The 15050-nt window shown below is 71.5% G+C and carries 13 protein-coding genes; 8 read left to right on the forward strand and 5 right to left on the reverse strand.

The features are described from left to right. Positions 1–76: 76 nt before the first annotated feature. Genes BIU91_RS04265 through BIU91_RS04275 form a run of 3 tightly spaced genes read right to left on the reverse strand, consistent with a single transcriptional unit; the run spans position 77 to position 3749 of the window. Positions 77–2311, reverse strand: coding sequence for a YhgE/Pip domain-containing protein (locus tag BIU91_RS04265; RefSeq protein WP_071404357.1), 2235 nt, complete (start codon positions 2309–2311; stop codon positions 77–79). Then, complete coding sequence (locus BIU91_RS04270; protein WP_071404358.1) at positions 2308–3096, reverse strand: hypothetical protein; 789 nt, start codon at positions 3094–3096, stop codon at positions 2308–2310. Before BIU91_RS04270 ends, BIU91_RS04265 begins: the two co-directional genes overlap by 4 nt. Continuing rightward, the gene (locus tag BIU91_RS04275) at positions 3093–3749 is read right to left on the reverse strand and encodes a TetR/AcrR family transcriptional regulator (RefSeq protein WP_084740552.1); all 657 of its coding nucleotides are present in this window, start codon (positions 3747–3749) and stop codon (positions 3093–3095) included. Before BIU91_RS04275 ends, BIU91_RS04270 begins: the two co-directional genes overlap by 4 nt. Positions 3750–3909: 160 nt before the next feature. On the opposite strand from BIU91_RS04275, the gene BIU91_RS04280 reads away from it, so the two are divergent. Beyond that, on the forward strand, positions 3910–7581 hold the full coding sequence (locus BIU91_RS04280; protein WP_071404360.1) for a S8 family serine peptidase: 3672 nt from the start codon (positions 3910–3912) through the stop codon (positions 7579–7581). Between the two features lie 168 nt (positions 7582–7749). Next, positions 7750–7914: a hypothetical protein gene (locus BIU91_RS18825; protein ID WP_155896763.1), complete on the forward strand. Its 165-nt coding sequence runs from the start codon at positions 7750–7752 to the stop codon at positions 7912–7914. A 104-nt stretch (positions 7915–8018) separates the two neighbouring features. Here the strand turns inward: BIU91_RS18825 and BIU91_RS04285 are convergent, their stop codons facing one another. Next, positions 8019–8192, reverse strand: coding sequence for an antitoxin (locus BIU91_RS04285; protein WP_071404361.1), 174 nt, complete (start codon positions 8190–8192; stop codon positions 8019–8021). Between the two features lie 208 nt (positions 8193–8400). Between BIU91_RS04285 and BIU91_RS04290 the strand changes: the two genes are divergently transcribed. The 5 genes from BIU91_RS04290 to BIU91_RS04310 all read left to right on the forward strand — a co-directional run bounded on the left by BIU91_RS04290 (position 8401) and on the right by BIU91_RS04310 (position 13653). Continuing rightward, positions 8401–9735 (forward strand): adenylosuccinate synthase, encoded by a 1335-nt coding sequence (locus tag BIU91_RS04290; protein ID WP_017886319.1) that lies wholly within the window; start codon positions 8401–8403, stop codon positions 9733–9735. 2 nt (positions 9736–9737) lie between these two features. Beyond that, positions 9738–10298, forward strand: a complete 561-nt coding sequence (locus BIU91_RS04295; RefSeq protein WP_071404394.1) for a hypothetical protein — start codon at positions 9738–9740, stop codon at positions 10296–10298. Positions 10299–10698: 400 nt separating this feature from the next. After that, positions 10699–11673, forward strand: coding sequence for a CPBP family intramembrane glutamic endopeptidase (locus BIU91_RS04300; RefSeq protein WP_071404362.1), 975 nt, complete (start codon positions 10699–10701; stop codon positions 11671–11673). Beyond that, positions 11660–12985 (forward strand): histidine kinase, encoded by a 1326-nt coding sequence (locus tag BIU91_RS04305; RefSeq protein ID WP_084740561.1) that lies wholly within the window; start codon positions 11660–11662, stop codon positions 12983–12985. The genes BIU91_RS04300 and BIU91_RS04305 overlap by 14 nt, the downstream gene beginning before the upstream one ends. Beyond that, positions 12982–13653, forward strand: coding sequence for a response regulator transcription factor (locus BIU91_RS04310; protein ID WP_071404363.1), 672 nt, complete (start codon positions 12982–12984; stop codon positions 13651–13653). The genes BIU91_RS04305 and BIU91_RS04310 overlap by 4 nt, the downstream gene beginning before the upstream one ends. Positions 13654–13684: 31 nt before the next feature. Here BIU91_RS04310 and BIU91_RS04315 read toward each other — a convergent pair whose 3' ends face one another. Then, positions 13685–14179, reverse strand: coding sequence for a hypothetical protein (locus BIU91_RS04315; RefSeq protein WP_071404364.1), 495 nt, complete (start codon positions 14177–14179; stop codon positions 13685–13687). A 116-nt stretch (positions 14180–14295) separates the two neighbouring features. Between BIU91_RS04315 and BIU91_RS04320 the strand changes: the two genes are divergently transcribed. After that, positions 14296–14934, forward strand: a complete 639-nt coding sequence (locus BIU91_RS04320) for a TetR/AcrR family transcriptional regulator (RefSeq protein ID WP_139196581.1) — start codon at positions 14296–14298, stop codon at positions 14932–14934. The last annotated feature ends 116 nt before the right edge of the window (positions 14935–15050 follow it).

Here is a 15050-nt window from a genome sequence, read left to right on the forward strand (position 1 = left end):
CGTCTTCTGCTCACTCGATGTCGCGGGCGGCCCCGCGGCCCCGCGCGCGAGCGCCCGCTCGCGCCGCGGCGCCCCGCTACCCGATCAGGCTCGGGCGCAGGTCACGCAGCGTGCGGGAGCGGGTCTGCCGCGCCGTGACCACGAAGGACACCAGGAGCGCCCCGAGCAGCCAGCAGAGCAGCACGCCCGCGTCCGACCACGCGGCACCGAGGTTCCCGCCGTACATCGTCTGCCGGATCGCGTCGACCGAGTACGTCATCGGCAGCGCGAAGTGCAGCGCCGCCAACGGCCCCGGCAACGTCTGCCACGGGAACGTCCCGCCGGCGGTGACGAGCTGCACGAGCATGAGCACCAGGCCGAGGAACTGCCCCACCGATCCGAGCAGCACGTTGAGCGCCATGATGATCGCCGCGAAGGTCGCCGAGGCCAGCACCATGATCCCGATCGTGCCGCCGACGTGCACCACGTTCAGGTCGAGGGCGAAGCGCACGATGAAGAACAGCGCCACCATCTGCACCAGGCCGAGGAGTGCCGGCGTCAGCCAGCCGCCGAACACCACGGCGAGGGGCTTCCGCACCGCCGTGATCGCACGCTTCGAGATCGGCTTGAGGATGAGGAACAGCGCGTACATGCCGATCCAGGCCGCGAGCGAGATGAAGAAGGGCGCGAGGCCGGCACCGTAGTTCGACGCGGCGGCGACGTTGTCGTCCCCGACCTTGACCGGGTCGGAGATGACGGAGGCCTGCGACTCCCGCTCCGAGGCGTTCGACGCCGGGATCTTCGTGCGGCCCTGGTCGAGCGACGACGCGAGCTTCGACGAGCCGGTCGTGAGCTTGTCCAACCCCGATGCGAGCGACGAAGCGCCCTGGTCGGCGGTCTTCGCACCGGTCGCGAGCTGGGACGCACCCGACGACAGGGTCGGAGCGGCCGAGGCCAGCTTCGATGTGCCGTCGGCCACCTTCGAAGCCCCCGACGAGAGCGTCGAGGCGCCCGTGGCCGCGTCCGCGATCCCGGACGACAGCTCCGGTGCCTTCGCCGCGAGCTTGCCGGTGCCGGCGGCGAGCGTGTCCGAGCCGTCGGAGAGCTGCTGGATGCCGCTCGTCAGCGCCGGGGCCTGCTCGGCGAGCTGGGAGGCGCCAGCGGACACCTGCGCGCTGCCGGTCTTGAGTTTCTGCAGGTTGCCGGACAGGTCGCCGGCACCGGTACCGAGCTCGGTGCTGCCGGCCTGCAGGTCGTCGAGCCCGGCGAGCAGCCGGGTCTTCTGTTCCGCGGAGAGCACCGTGGAGGCTTGGACGACGGGCTTCAGCGACGCGACGAGTTCCGGCGACTGCGCAGAGAGCTGCTGGACGCCCGCGATGAACGGTGCGGCCTCGTCGGCCAGCGTGGCGTTCCCGGCGGCGACCTGCGACGCACCAGTGGACAGGCGCGCAGAGTCGGAGGGAAGCGAAGCCGTCTGGTCACGGAGCTGGTGCAGCCCGGACTGCAGCTGCTGCGCCCCGCTGTCCAACTGCTGCGTCTGCGACGGCAGCGCGGCCGTCTGCTGCTGCGCGCTGGCCAGCCCGGACGCCAGGGTCGACGCCCCCGACGCCACCTGCTGCGCTCCGCTGTTCAGCTGCTGGGTCTGCGACGGCAGGTCGGCCGTGCCGGACGCGAGCTCAGCTGCGCCGGACGACAGCTTGCCGGTGCCGTCGGCGAGCTCGTGCGCACCCTTGTCCGCCTTGGCGGTGCCGGACGCGAGTTCGTCCGCCCCGTCGACGGCGTCGCCGAGGCTGTCCCGCACGTCGGCGAGCCCGACCAGCAGGGTCTTCGCCGCCTGCTTGCCGACGCGCTCGGCGACGGCGGTGCGCATGGTCTTGCCCGCTTGCTCGGCGATGGTCGAGGCCAGGTACGAGTTGGTGTCGGCCGTCGTCATGACGAGCTTCGCCTGCGTCGGGTCGTCGGACTGCGCGGACACCAGGTGCTCGGAGAAGTCGTGCGGGATGGTGACGACGAAGTCGTACGTGCCGTTCCGGACGCCGGAGCGGGCGTCGGCGGCGCTGGTCTTCGTCCACTTGAAGTCGGCCCCGTCGATGGCCTCCTTCGTGACGTCCTTGCCGTAGTCGACGTGGTCGCCGTCCAGCGTGGCGCCGGCGTCGAGGTTCACGATCGCGGCGGGGATCTGGTCGAGCTTCGCGTACGGGTCGCGGTTCGCCCACAGGTAGGCGCCGCCGTAGAGCAGCGGCACGATCATCAGCGCGATGAACGCCAGGCGTGCGAGCGGGGTCGCGGTGAGCCGCGCGAGTTCTGCGCGGACGAGCGAGGTGGTGGTCACTTCTGTGCCTCCGTCGGGACGGTTGCGGATGCTTCGGTGACGGAAGGAGCGGCCGGGAGGCCCGGCTCGGTTCCGTCGGTTCGGGCCACGTCCTCGGGGTCCTCGGTCTGGGGCGTCGCGAGCGTCGCGACGTCGTCGTGCGGTTCGACGTCGTCGTGCGTTTCGACGCCGTCGTGCGTGTCGATCGTGTCGAGCAGGTGCTCGACGGTGGTGGCGGCGGCCTTCGAGGTCACGAGGACCACGGTCACGCCCCGTCGTGCGACGTCGCGGACCACCTGGAACCAGTCCTCGACGGCGCCGCCGTGCCGCTCGGGCGAGGTGATCACGATGCCGGTCACACCGTCGCGGAGCAGGGCGAGTTCGACGAGCAGTCGGATGCGCACGGCGGTCGGCACCCGCTGCACGGCGGTGTCGACGTAGTCACGCAGTCCGAGCTCGTCGAGCACGGTGTCGACGTGCTCGCGGTTCGGGCGCTGCCCGGCGAACGCGAGCTCTTCGCGCACGATCTGCTTGAGGGTCATGACCGGGAACGGCTCGGCGACCCCGGGGGTGTCGACCAGGGCGAACGCGCGCCGGACGGCTGCCGGGTCCTCGTGGCCGTCGAGCAGCAGGCGGCCGGTGTCGGGCTGCATGCGGCCACCGGCGACGAGTGACGCGAGGACGGGTGCCTGCTCGGTCTCGACGGCGAGGACCCCCGGGCGTCCGGGGGCGGCGACGGCGGAGACGACGGGCAGGGGCGCGCCGGGCTCCTCGCCGATGCCGACGTGGTCGAGTTCGAGCGTCATGCGTGGTCCTTCGGTGCAGAGGCGGGGGCGGGAGCAGCGGGTTCGGAGAGCAGTGCGGTGCGCCAGTCGATGCCGGCCATGCCCAGCGCCGACACCACCACCATGCGCCGTCCGTCCTCGTCGCTCGTGCCGGAACGGGTTGCCTCGTCGAGGACGGCGATGCACGCGCCCTCGACCAGACGGCCGAGGGTCTCGGGGTCGACGTCGTCCCGCATGGCGCCGTCGGCGATCCCGAGCGCGCACGCCTGGCGCACCTGCGAGCGCAGCGGCGCGAACACCTCGGCGACGGGTTCGGCGAACGGGCTGCGCACGGCGACCCGGGCCATCGAGCGGACGTGCGACACCTCGGTCCAGAGCGTCACCGCGATGGCGGCGAGACGTGCGGCCGGCGGGAGCTCCTGCAGGTCCGATGCGGTGGGCATGGCTGCGGCGATCCGGGCGGCACCGGCGGTCACGACCTCGCGCACCAGGTCGTCGCGGGAGGGGAAGTGTCCGTACACCGCACGGCGCGAGAGTCCCGCAGCTGCGGCGATCGTCTCGATCGAGGCGTCCGGGTCCTGCTGCAGACAGGTCTTCGCCGCGTCGAGGAGGGCTGCCCGGTTCTCCGTGGCGTCGCGGCGGGGCGCGCGGGAGGGCTGCTCGGTGGTGGTCACGCACCCCATCGTAATAACGTGCACACGGGTGTGCAACTTAACAGGTTCCGTCCCCCGGACGAGGGGAGTCCCCCAAAGTGCGGACTGTCTTCCCTGAGAACGAACGCATAGCTTCACAGGAATCTCATGCGAACCACGGACTGAGCCAGGAGTGCCCTCTTTGAACCGTGCAACACCGAACACCGACCCGAACCCAACCCCCCATCGCTTCACCCGCGTCCTGACCGCCGGCATCGCCGTCGCGGCCCTCGCGTGTGGCGGTCTCGCAGTCGGGGGCGCGGCCTCCGCAGCTCCGGCCGGGATCTCGGTGGCCGACCTCAAGCTCTCCGCCCCGCTCCGTGACGCCAAGCCGACGAAGACCGTCGCCGCGTTCGTGCGCACGACCGGCCAGGGTGCCCTCGAAGTGGACGCCAAGGCGAAGGGCGGGGACCTGACGAAGTCACGGACCCAGTCCTCCGCGGCCAAGGACCGCGTCGAGGCGATCCAGTCGACCGTCGCCGCGGTGCGGTCGGCCGTCAAGCGCGCCGACGCCGACGCGACCGAGCTCTACTCGACCGAGTACACCGTCCCGGGCGTCGCGGTCGTCGCCGACGTCGACGCGTTCCGGAAGATCGCGGAGCGCTCCGACGTCGAGAGCATCATCCCGCTCACGCCGAAGAAGATCGTCGAGCCGACGGTCAACGAGAACGCCGACGCCGCTCCCTCGGGTGTCGACCCCAGCCTGGTGCAGCCCGGTGCCGACGGCGTCGCGCCGAAGAACGCCGCGAGCGACGTCTACACGCGCTCGCTCAACGCCTGGCAGCAGACCGGCCACACCGGCAAGGACGTCAACGTCGCCGTCCTCGACACCGGTCTCGACTACACGCAGGCCGACTTCGGTGGCCCCGGCACCACCGAGGCGTACCAGCAGGCCCTGGCGAACGCGAGCGGCGGCGCCCCGGACCCCAGCCTGTACGACGCGTCGAAGTTCCTCGGCGGGTACGACTTCGCCGGTGCGACCTACAACGCCGACCCGACGGACCCGGACGCCTACGACCCGGTGCCGGCTCCCGACGACAACCCGATCGACGGCAAGGGCGGCGACCACGGCACGCACGTGTCCGGCTCGATCGCCGGCTACGGCCTGACCGCCGACAAGCAGCAGTTCGACGGCGACTACACCAAGCTCACCACGCAGCAGGTGCAGGACATGTGGATCGGTCCGGGCACCGCGCCCGAGGCCGGCCTGTACGCCCTGAAGGTCTTCGGTGACAACGGCGGCTCGACCGACGTCACCGGTGCCGCGCTCGACTGGGTGGGCCAGGCGCTCACCGAGGGCAAGGACATCAACGTCCTGAACCTGTCGCTCGGCTCCGACTACGGCGCACCGGACGACCCCGACAACGCCAAGATCGACGCACTGACCGCTCGCGGCGTGCTCCCCGTGATCGCCTCGGGCAACGCCGACGACTTCACCGACATCGGTGGCTCGCCGGGCAACGCCGAGGGTGCGCTCACCGTCGCCGCGAGCGCCACCGGCCAGTCGCTGTACGACGGCGTCCAGGTCACCGCACCGGCCGACGTCGCGAAGACCTACCGCTCGCAGTACTCATCCAACTTCAAGGGCACCCTGCCCGTCGAGGGCGACGTCGTCGTCCCGACCGCGAACATCGACGGCTGTGCCGCGTTCAGCGCCGCCGACGCCGCGAAGATCAAGGGCAAGGTCGTCTGGCTGAAGTGGACGGACGCCGCGCTCGAGTGCGGTTCCGCCGTGCGCTTCGGCAACGTCCAGGCTGCCGGCGGTGTCGGCGTCCTGCTGGCGGGCACGCTCGACACCTTCGAATCCGGCATCGGTGGCAACGCGACCATCCCGGGTGCCGAGCTGACCGCGAAGAGCGTGGCGAGCCTCCAGGCCACCGCCAAGGCGGGGACCCTGCACGTGCGCTTCGCGGACGAGCTCAAGGGCTTCGAGGTCGCCATCGAGGCGGACGCCGTGAACACGCTCGCGTCGTTCACCAGCCGTGGTGTGCACGGATCGTTCGACGACATCGTCAAGCCGGACATCGCCGGCCCCGGGGTCAACGTGATCTCGGCGGCCAACGGCACCGGTGACGGCCGCATGTCAATGAGCGGTACCTCCATGGCCACGCCGGACGTCGCGGGCATCGCGGCGCTGACGTTCCAGTCGCACCCGACCTGGTCCGCCCCGCAGGTCAAGGCGGCCCTGATGAACACGGCGACGCACGACGTGAAGGACGGCAACCGTTCGGCCACCCTGCTCCGCCAGGGCACCGGTCGCGTGGACGCACTGCAGGCGGTCACCGCCGGCACCACGGTCCGCAGCGCCGAGAACGACCAGCTCGTCACCGCGTCGTTCGGCGTCGTCGAGGTCGCGAGCGGGACGAGCGAGACCCGCACCCTGCAGATCGACAACACCGACAGCACGGCGCACACGTACAACGTGTCGTACCAGCCGCAGGTGTCGCAGCCGGGTGTGACCTTCGCGCTCAGCTCGAAGCAGGTCACGGTGCCCGCCAACGGCACCGCGTCGGTCACGCTGACGTTCTCGGTCGCCGACGCGACGAAGCTCCGCCGGGTCATCGACCCGACCCAGGAGGCCGTCCAGCAGGGCTACCAGCGCGAGTTCGTGGCCGCCGCTTCCGGCATCGTGGCGTTCGCGCCGACCGACGGCTCGCTCAACCCGATGCGCCTCGGGGCCTACGTGGCCCCGAAGCCCGTCAGCGCGGTGCGGGCACGGACCACGGTCTCGTTCACGGGACCGGGCAAGTCGGCCGAGCTCACGCTCAAGGGCCGCACGCTCGACCAGGGCGGACTGACGACCGGCTACCACGCCGCCGTCGCTCCGTTCGTGCTCGGCGGCACCGACCCGGCCGAGGCGTTCCCCGAGGGTTCGGCGACGCGTTCGCTGCAGGCGGCCGACGTCCGTTCCTACGGTGCGTCGTACGACAAGGCGTCGGGAACCCTGGCGTTCGGCGTGCAGACCGCCGGTCCGGACGCGAACCCGGGCGCCGTGACCAACGTCGAGGTCCTCATCGACACGGACCGTGACGGTGAGCCCGACTTCCTGGTGTACAACGCGAAGTCGGCTGCCGTGGACGCCACGTTCGCCACGACGGTCGACCTGGCGAAGGCCGCCCTGGACGACCCGGACGTCGACCCCGTCGTCGACGTCCAGCCGCTCAACGGCGGTGCGCCCGGACAGGACGTGAACACCTTCGACAGCTCGGTGAAGGTGCTGACCGTCGCTGCGAAGGCCATCGGTTCGTCGAAGAAGTTCGACTACACGGTGCTGACGGAGTCGGCCTACGCCCCGGGCGCCGCCACCAGCGGTTCCTCGGTCGTGGACGAGACGAAGACGGCCACGTTCGACCCGTCGAAGCCGAAGCTGTCGTTCTCGCAGGACGGCACCCCCGGCGTGCTGTTCGCCGACGCCGACTCGCTCACGGTCACCCGTGCCTCGGGTGTCACCAAGGCGACGGTGCTGCTGCTCCACCTCGACAACGCGGCGGGCAAGCAGGCCGACACGTCGACGATCAACGTGGTCCCGCCGAAGCTCGCGCTGGCGAAGGGGAGCAAGGTCACGGTGAGCGGGACGGCGAAGGTCGGCTCGACCCTCACCGCGAAGCACGGCACGTGGAGCACGACGAAGGCGACCTACAAGTACCAGTGGCTGCGTGACGGCAAGGTCGTCAAGTCGGCAACGGGTACCAAGTACAAGCTCGGCTCGTCCGACGTCGGGCACCGCATCAGCGTGCAGGTGACGGCCCACGCCTCCGGGTACGAGGACGGCACGGCCAAGTCCGGGGCGACCGCGAAGGTCACGCGCCGCTAGGACAGGGTGCGCGCGCGGTTCACGCGCCACATGGTGAGCAGAAGAGGTCGGGTCCCGAGTGGGGATCCGACCTCTTCTGCTCACGAAGCACGGGGCACCCCACCCCGCGAACGCGTGTTCGGGACAGGTAGTTAGACAAACTAGTGAAGTGGTGCCACTGTTTGTCCCATGCAGAACACGCTGAACCAGCTCCGGTCCAACCCGGTCGAGTGGCGCCGTCGTGGACTCACCCCGCCGGACGTCATCCAGGCCATGATCGAGCAGCGCCTGGCCGAGCCGGGGCACTCCCAGCCCGTCGGCGACCCGTCGTACCAGGACTTCTTCCGGAGCTGATCCGGGGTCGGCCGGGTGGCTCGGGACGCACCGGCAGACAGACGGGAGGCGCGGTGCCAGCTGGCACCGCGCCTCCCGTCCCGTTTCTGGTGACGTCTCGGACGTCACTTGCCGATCTTGCCGTCGGCCGCGTCCTCGGCCTTGCCGATCTGGTCGCCGTGTCCGCCGCCGGTCGCCTTGTCGGCCGCGTCGCCCGCCTTGTCGAGGCCGGCGTCCGTTGCCTGCTCGCCCTTGTCGCTGTCGGCGAAGTCCTTCGCCTTGTCTCCGATGCCGCTCATGTCGTGCTCCTTCCCTGGTGGATCTGGACGGGTCCGACCGTGCTCCGACCGATCCGGACGGACATCCAGGTGCGCTCGATGTGGACAAGCGGCCCGCCGTCCGCAGGACGTCACAGCGGGTGACGCGCAGGTGACCAGCCGATAGACTCGGGTGGACCACCGGCCCGGAGGGCCGTGTGCGGTCCTCCGCCAACGTGAGGAGAACCAGATGCCCGCAGCAGTCATCATCGGCGCCCAGTGGGGCGACGAGGGCAAGGGGAAGGCCACCGACCTCCTCGGCTCCCGCATCGACTACGTCGTGAAGTTCAACGGCGGCAACAACGCCGGCCACACCGTCGTCGTCGGCGGCGAGAAGTACGCCCTGCACCTGCTGCCCTCCGGCATCCTGACGCCCGGCGTGACCCCGATCATCGGCAACGGCGTCGTCGTCGACCTCGAGGTGCTGTTCCAGGAGCTCGATGCCCTGCGCGCCCGCGGCGTCGACGTCTCGAAGCTCCTCGTGTCGGCCAACGCCCACGTCATCACGCACTACCACCGCACCGTCGACAAGGTGACCGAGCGGTTCCTGGGCAAGCGCCAGATCGGCACCACCGGTCGCGGTATCGGCCCGACCTACGCCGACAAGATCAACCGCGTCGGCATCCGGATCCAGGACATCTTCGACGAGAACATCCTGCGCCAGAAGGTCGAGGCAGCGCTCGACCAGAAGAACCACCTGCTGGTCAAGGTCTTCAACCGCCGTGCGATCGACCCGGAAGAAGTCGTCGAGTCGCTGCTGTCCTTCGCCGAGCGCCTGCGCCCGATGGTCGCCGACACCGCCCTCGAGATCCACCGCGCCCTGGAGCGTGGCGAGACCGTCCTGTTCGAAGCCGGCCAGGCCACGATGCTCGACGTCGACCACGGCACCTACCCGTTCGTCACCTCGTCGTCCGCGACCGCCGGTGGCGCCGCGACCGGTTCGGGCATCGGCCCGGGCAAGCTCGAGCGGATCATCGGCATCGTCAAGGCGTACACGACCCGCGTCGGCGCCGGTCCGTTCCCGACCGAGCTGTTCGACGAGTCGGGCGAGTTCCTGCGCGCCAACGGCTTCGAGTTCGGCACCACCACCGGCCGCCCGCGCCGCTGTGGCTGGTACGACGCCCCGATCGCCCGCTACACGGCACGCATCAACGGTGTGACCGACTTCGTGCTCACCAAGCTCGACGTCCTGACCGGGCTCGAGACGATCCCGGTGTGCGTCGCGTACGAGGTCGACGGCGTCCGCGTCGACGAGGTCCCGGTCAACCAGTCCGACTTCCACCACGCGAAGCCGGTGTACCAGGAGTTCCCCGGCTGGACCGAGGACATCACCGGAGCCCGCACCTTCGACGACCTGCCGAAGAACGCGCAGGACTACGTCCTGGCGATCGAGGCGATGTCCGGCGCACGGATCTCCGCGATCGGTGTCGGCCCCGGCCGTGACGCCATCGTCGTGCGGCACGACCTGCTCGGCGACGACGAGCGTGCCGACCAGCGTGCCGGCGAGCGCACCGACGCAGCGTGACGATGCGGATCCTGTTCGTCTGCAGCGGCAACATCTGCCGGTCGCCGCTCGGCGCGCAGGTCCTGACGGCACGACTCGGCCCGGACGCCCCCGCGTTCGTGGTCGAGTCGGCCGGCACCATCGCCGATGACGGTGCCGCGATGGACGCCGCCGCGTCGGAGCAGTCCGTCCGGCTCGGGGGCGACCCGTCGGCCCACCGGTCGCGGTACCTGACGGCCGAGATCGTCGAGCGCGCCGACCTGGTGCTGACCGCCGAACGATCGCACCGTGCAGCCGCTGTCTCCCTGGCGCCCCGGGCCTCCAAGCGGACCTTCACGATCAAGCAGTTCGCGCGGGTGCTCGCGGGCCTCGAGCCCGGTGACCTGGCCGACGTGACGACCCCGCAGGAACTCGTGGAGCGTGTCGCCCGGCTGCGCGGCACGGTCCCGCCGCCCGCCGACCCGGCCGACGACGATGTGGACGACCCCTACCGCCGCTCGACGGCGACGCACCAGCGCGTGGCCGACGAGGTCGACGTGGCGCTCGCGCTCATCGCCGACGCACTCCGGGCGACGCTGCGCTGACGCTGCTGCCGCTGCTGCCGTGCCGCTGCGCTGCGCACGGTGCGCGGTTGTTCGCACGGTGCGAGGTTGGCAGCCTGGTGCAGGGCTGTAGCGGCGCACGGCGCGAGCAAGCTCGCACGTGGCCGCACAGCGCGCTGCCTGACCGGACTCGCGAGACGCCGGCGTCCTGCGGGCCGAATCGGTTCGGAAGACGCCGTCGTCGTGCGCAGACGCCGCCGAGTGCTCGAGACGCCTCCGGATCCGGCGGCGTTTCGAGCGCAAGGCGGCGTCGAGCGATGACGACGGCGTGTTCAGGAGCGCCGAACCCACCCGCAGCGCACTTGCATCCTTCGATGGAACTCCCGCAGGTGCATCCCGAAGCCGGTCGTCCCCGAGCGCCCGGTTTCCTAGCGTCGTGTGCATGACGAACACCACCGAAGTCCGGCCCGCCGCCGGCACCGCAGCCCGCGACCGAGGGGGTGTCCGCGGCCTCATCGCCCGGCACCCGCTCGTGTCCTTCTTCACCATGGCACTCGGCCTGAGCTGGCTCGCGTGGGTGCCGTACATCCTGTCGCCGCACGGCATGGGCGTGTGGGACATCCACTTCCCCGAGGTCCTGGGCAGCGCTCAGTTCACGGGCGTCCTGCCCGGGGCGCTCCTCGGACCGTTGGGCAGCGCGTTCATCGTCACCGCGGTCGCCGACGGTCGCGCGGGGCTCCGCCGCTGGGTGGGACGGCTGTTCCGCTGGCGGGTCGCCTGGTACTGGTACGCGCTGGCGCTCGTCGTCGTGCCGGCCCTGATCGTCGTCTCCGCGCTGCCGTTCGCCGGTGGTGACGTGCGGGCCCCCTCGGCCCTGGCCTTCGCCATGCTCGTGCCCGGCCTGATCATCCAGCTGTTCTCGACCGGCCTGAGCGAGGAGCCCGGCTGGCGCGACTTCGCCCTGCCCCGCCTGCAGCACCGCTTCGGAGGCCTGGGCGCCGCCGCGATCCTCGGCCCGATCTGGGCGCTCTGGCACATGCCGCTGTACTTCAGCGACTGGGGCGGTTGGCCGAACGCGCACTGGAGCGAGCCCGTCGTGTTCGCCCTGTTCACCATCACCTTCAACGTCGTGATGATCCAGGTCTTTAACAAGACCCGCGAGAGCCTGCCCCTGGCCCTGCTGCTGCACGTCGGCGTGAACAACACGATCTCGACGCTGTTCCCCGAGATGTACCCGAGCATGACCGCCGGCACGCTGATGATCGGCCTGACGATCATGTCGACGATCGCCGCCGTGGTGCTGCTCGTCGCGACCCGTGGCCGCCTGGGCTACGACCCCGCCCGACGCGCCCTGCCCCTCGACGCACCGGTCCCCACGCGCGCCCGCCTCGTAGGATCCAACGATGGCACCCGCTGAGCACGACGCGCTGCGCGCACCGGCCGAGCCGGCAGCACAGCGCGCCCGCCGCGTCGACGTCTTCGTCGCCCTCGGCACGGCCGTCGTCGCCCTCGGGCTGCTGCTCGGCCTGCCGCCCCTGGACAGCCTCGAACCGGACGGCCCCGCCCTGGCACTTGGGGTCCCTGCAGTGTTCTCGGCCGCCTGGACCGTCTTGGCCCTCGGCCTGCTGGCCCAGTCGGCCGCCCTGCTCGCCGCCCGCCGGGCACCACGCACCGTGCTGATCGTGGTCGCCGCCCTGCCGGTGGTGGTCGCGGCGCTCGCCCCGGAGTCCTCCGACCTGTTCGGCCTCACCGCACTGCCCGTGGTCGTCGCCGTCGTCCTCGCCGTGCTCCGCGTCCCGCTGGCCCGCCTGTGGCCGACGCTCCTGGTCGCCGGCGCACTGGTCGCCGCCGGCAGCGCGGTGTTGGCCGCCGTCGCCGGTGACACGACGGCCGCCGTGTCCGGCTCGCTCGGGCAGGGCGTGCTGCAGGCGATCGGCGCGGTCGGCCTGCCCCTCCTGGTCACCCTGCTCGTGCAGTCCCGCCGCGAGGTCCGCGTCGCCCGCACCGCCGAAGCCAGCGCCGTGAACCGGGAGCAGGACGCCCTGGTCGACGCCGCGGTGTCCCGCGAACGTGCCGCGATGGCCCGTGAGCTCCACGACATCGCCGCCCACCACCTGTCCGGCATCGCGCTGATGGCCGCCGTCATCGACCGGCAGATCGACGCGGACCCGGAGCGTGCCCACGAGGGTGCCCGCCAGGTCCGGGAGCAGAGCACCGCCGTGCTCGAGGACCTCCGCCGCCTGGTCGGCCTGCTCCGCGACGACGCTCCCGCCGAGCGCGCCGTCGAGACGGTCGCCGGGATCGTCGACCTGGCCGAACGCGCCCGGTTCCGCAGCGACGTCCGGCTCGACGTGCTGTCGGGGGACCGCCCGCTGGCCGACGGCGTCGGCCCGCTCGCGCAGCTCGCCGCGTACCGCACCGTCCAGGAGGCGCTGGCCAACGCCGCCCTGCACGCCCCGTCTGCCCCGTGCACCGTCACCATCGACGACCGCGATGCGACCCGGGTGGTGATCCGGGTGGAGAACGCACCGGCCACCGTGCCGGCAGCGGGGACCTCTCCCTCGGGCGGCAACGGCCTGCGGGGGATGCGCGAGCGGGCGGACCTGGTCGGGGCGCGCCTCCAGACCGGCCCGACCGCGACCGGCGGATGGCTGGTGGAGCTGGCGCTCGGCCGGGAGGCACCTGCCGCACCCGCGCAGGCCGCCGACGGCACCGGGGTGGTCGCGTGATCCGCGTACTGGTCGCGGACGACCAGCCCCTGGTCCGCGCCGGGGTGTCCGCGCTCCTCGGTGCGGAGCCGGACATCGAGGTGGTCGGCGTGGCCGCCGACGGCGGCGAGGCGCTCGCGCTGGCGCGCGAGACGCGACCCGACGTCGCCTGCCTGGACATCCGGATGCCGGTGATGAACGGCATCGAACTCGCCCGGATCTTCTGCGCACCGGACGCCGATCCGGCGATCCCCGCGCTCATGCTGACGACGTTCGACCTGGACGACTACGTGTTCGGGGCGCTCGAGGCCGGGGCCTCCGGGTTCCTGCTCAAGGACGCCGAGCCGGACACCATCGTCGACGCCGTGCGGCAGGTCGCCGCCGGCAACGGCACGCTCGACCAGGCCCTGACCCGGCGGGTGCTGCGGGAGTTCGTGTCTCGTCGGAGCCTGCAGCCGGTCTCCGGCGACCGGGCCGACGGCGTGCTGACCGCCCGTGAGCGCGAGGTGCTCCTGCTGCTGGCGCAGGGGATGTCGAACGAGGAGATCGCCGTAGCCCTGGTGCTCGAGGTCTCGACCGTCAAGTCGCACCTGGCGCGGATGCTGCCGAAGCTCGGGATACGGTCGCGGCTGCAGGCCGTGGTGTGGGCGTACCAGAACCGGATCGTGACGGTGCCGGAGCAGCCGTAGCGGGCCCGGTGTCAGCCCGCGGGCTGCGGCGTCAGCCGGCGGGCTGCGGCTCGGCGGCGCCGGGGACGACGAGCTGCCAGACGTCGTCGTCTCCGTCGTGGGAGAGGTACAGGCGGAAGGCGCCCTCGTCGGCGAGGGGGTCGCCCGAGAGGTACTCGACCGGTTCGCCGCTCGTCTCGCACTGGTCCGAGGTGCTGATGACCTGGATCGTGTCGCCGGGGGCGACGGCGTCACCCTTCGTGACGTCGGTGACCGTCGCCTCGTACACCTCGTAGATGCCCTGCGGTTCCACGGTGCGATCGGTCTTGGTGACGTCGGCGTCGACGACGAGTTCAGCGGCGTCGCGGCGTTCGGCCGGGGTCTTCAGCTGGACGTAGTCGGTGCACCCGGTGCTCTGCACGTTGTCGTCGTTGCTCGGGTTCGTGGGGGCGCCGGTCCCGCCGCCGACTCCGGGGGCGCAGCCCGCGAGGGTGCCGCCGAGCACCACGACGAGTGCCACGACCGGTGCGATCCGTCCCCACTGCATGGGGCGAGTATGGCTCACTCCGATCGACGACACCAGGGTGGTCACGCCTGTCCGGGGAACGCGCGTTCCCGTTCGGGGGACTGTGCACGGTCGCGTCGGGCTGGTGCAGTGTATGCATGCACATCGAAACGCCGCCGGTGACCACCCCCGACGACCCCGCCCTGCGGGGTGAGGTCATCCACGGGATGATCACGGCGCTGCGTTCCCGTCCGCTGCACGAGGTGACCCCCGAGGTCGTCGCGGCTGCGGCCGGGGTGGACACCGACGTCGTCGGCCGGACGTTCCCGAGCTGGGACGGCCTGCTGCTCGCCACGATCGACCGGTGGAACGAGGAGCGCACCGTGCCGCTCATGCCCCTGGCCGAGCAGCACGGCACCATCCGGTTCCTGCGTGCGATCGTCACCGCGAACGTGGCCGACCCGTCGCTCATGCGGTTCCTGACGGCGACGCTGAACATCGCGGCATCGCCCGAGCACCCGCTCGCGCCGATGCTGCACGCCCGGTGGCGACGGTTCCACGCCTTCGTGCAGCACGCCCTGGAGCGCGACGTCCTGCTCGGGCGTGAGCCGAGCACGATGGAACCGGCCCGCGGCTCGGAGCAGCTGCTCGCGACCTACGAGGGGCTGCAGCTGCAGTCGATGGTGCGACCGGAGATGGACCTGCTCGAGGCCTTCGACCGCGCCGTGACGCGTCTGCGCGAGGGCTGGTCCCGCGCGTACGTGCCGCCCGTCTGGGACCTCGCCCGGGTCGGTTGACCCTCCGGTTGGCCCACCGGGCCGCCCCCACAGACCGAGGACGCTAGGGCGTCCGAGGGCAGACGCTCACCGTCTGCACGCGTCGCCGCACGATTCGGGTTCGAGCGGCGGCGCGT

Origin of the sequence: Curtobacterium sp. MMLR14_002, from assembly GCF_001864975.1 — a bacterium.
GTDB lineage: Bacteria > Actinomycetota > Actinomycetes > Actinomycetales > Microbacteriaceae > Curtobacterium > Curtobacterium flaccumfaciens.

Excerpts from the sequence above, each read along its gene's own strand:
- BIU91_RS04300 (WP_071404362.1), top strand. The coding sequence starts at position 10,699 with ATGACGAACACCACCGAAGTCCGGCCCGCCGCCGGCACCGCAGCCCGC.
- BIU91_RS04315 (WP_071404364.1), bottom strand. The coding sequence starts at position 14,179 with ATGCAGTGGGGACGGATCGCACCGGTCGTGGCACTCGTCGTGGTGCTC.
- BIU91_RS04285 (WP_071404361.1), bottom strand. The coding sequence starts at position 8,192 with ATGAGCGGCATCGGAGACAAGGCGAAGGACTTCGCCGACAGCGACAAG.
- BIU91_RS04295 (WP_071404394.1), top strand. The coding sequence starts at position 9,738 with ATGCGGATCCTGTTCGTCTGCAGCGGCAACATCTGCCGGTCGCCGCTC.
- BIU91_RS18825 (WP_155896763.1), top strand. The coding sequence starts at position 7,750 with ATGCAGAACACGCTGAACCAGCTCCGGTCCAACCCGGTCGAGTGGCGC.
- BIU91_RS04320 (WP_139196581.1), top strand. The coding sequence starts at position 14,296 with ATGCACATCGAAACGCCGCCGGTGACCACCCCCGACGACCCCGCCCTG.
- BIU91_RS04270 (WP_071404358.1), bottom strand. The coding sequence starts at position 3,096 with ATGACGCTCGAACTCGACCACGTCGGCATCGGCGAGGAGCCCGGCGCG.
- BIU91_RS04305 (WP_084740561.1), top strand. The coding sequence starts at position 11,660 with ATGGCACCCGCTGAGCACGACGCGCTGCGCGCACCGGCCGAGCCGGCA.
- BIU91_RS04290 (WP_017886319.1), top strand. The coding sequence starts at position 8,401 with ATGCCCGCAGCAGTCATCATCGGCGCCCAGTGGGGCGACGAGGGCAAG.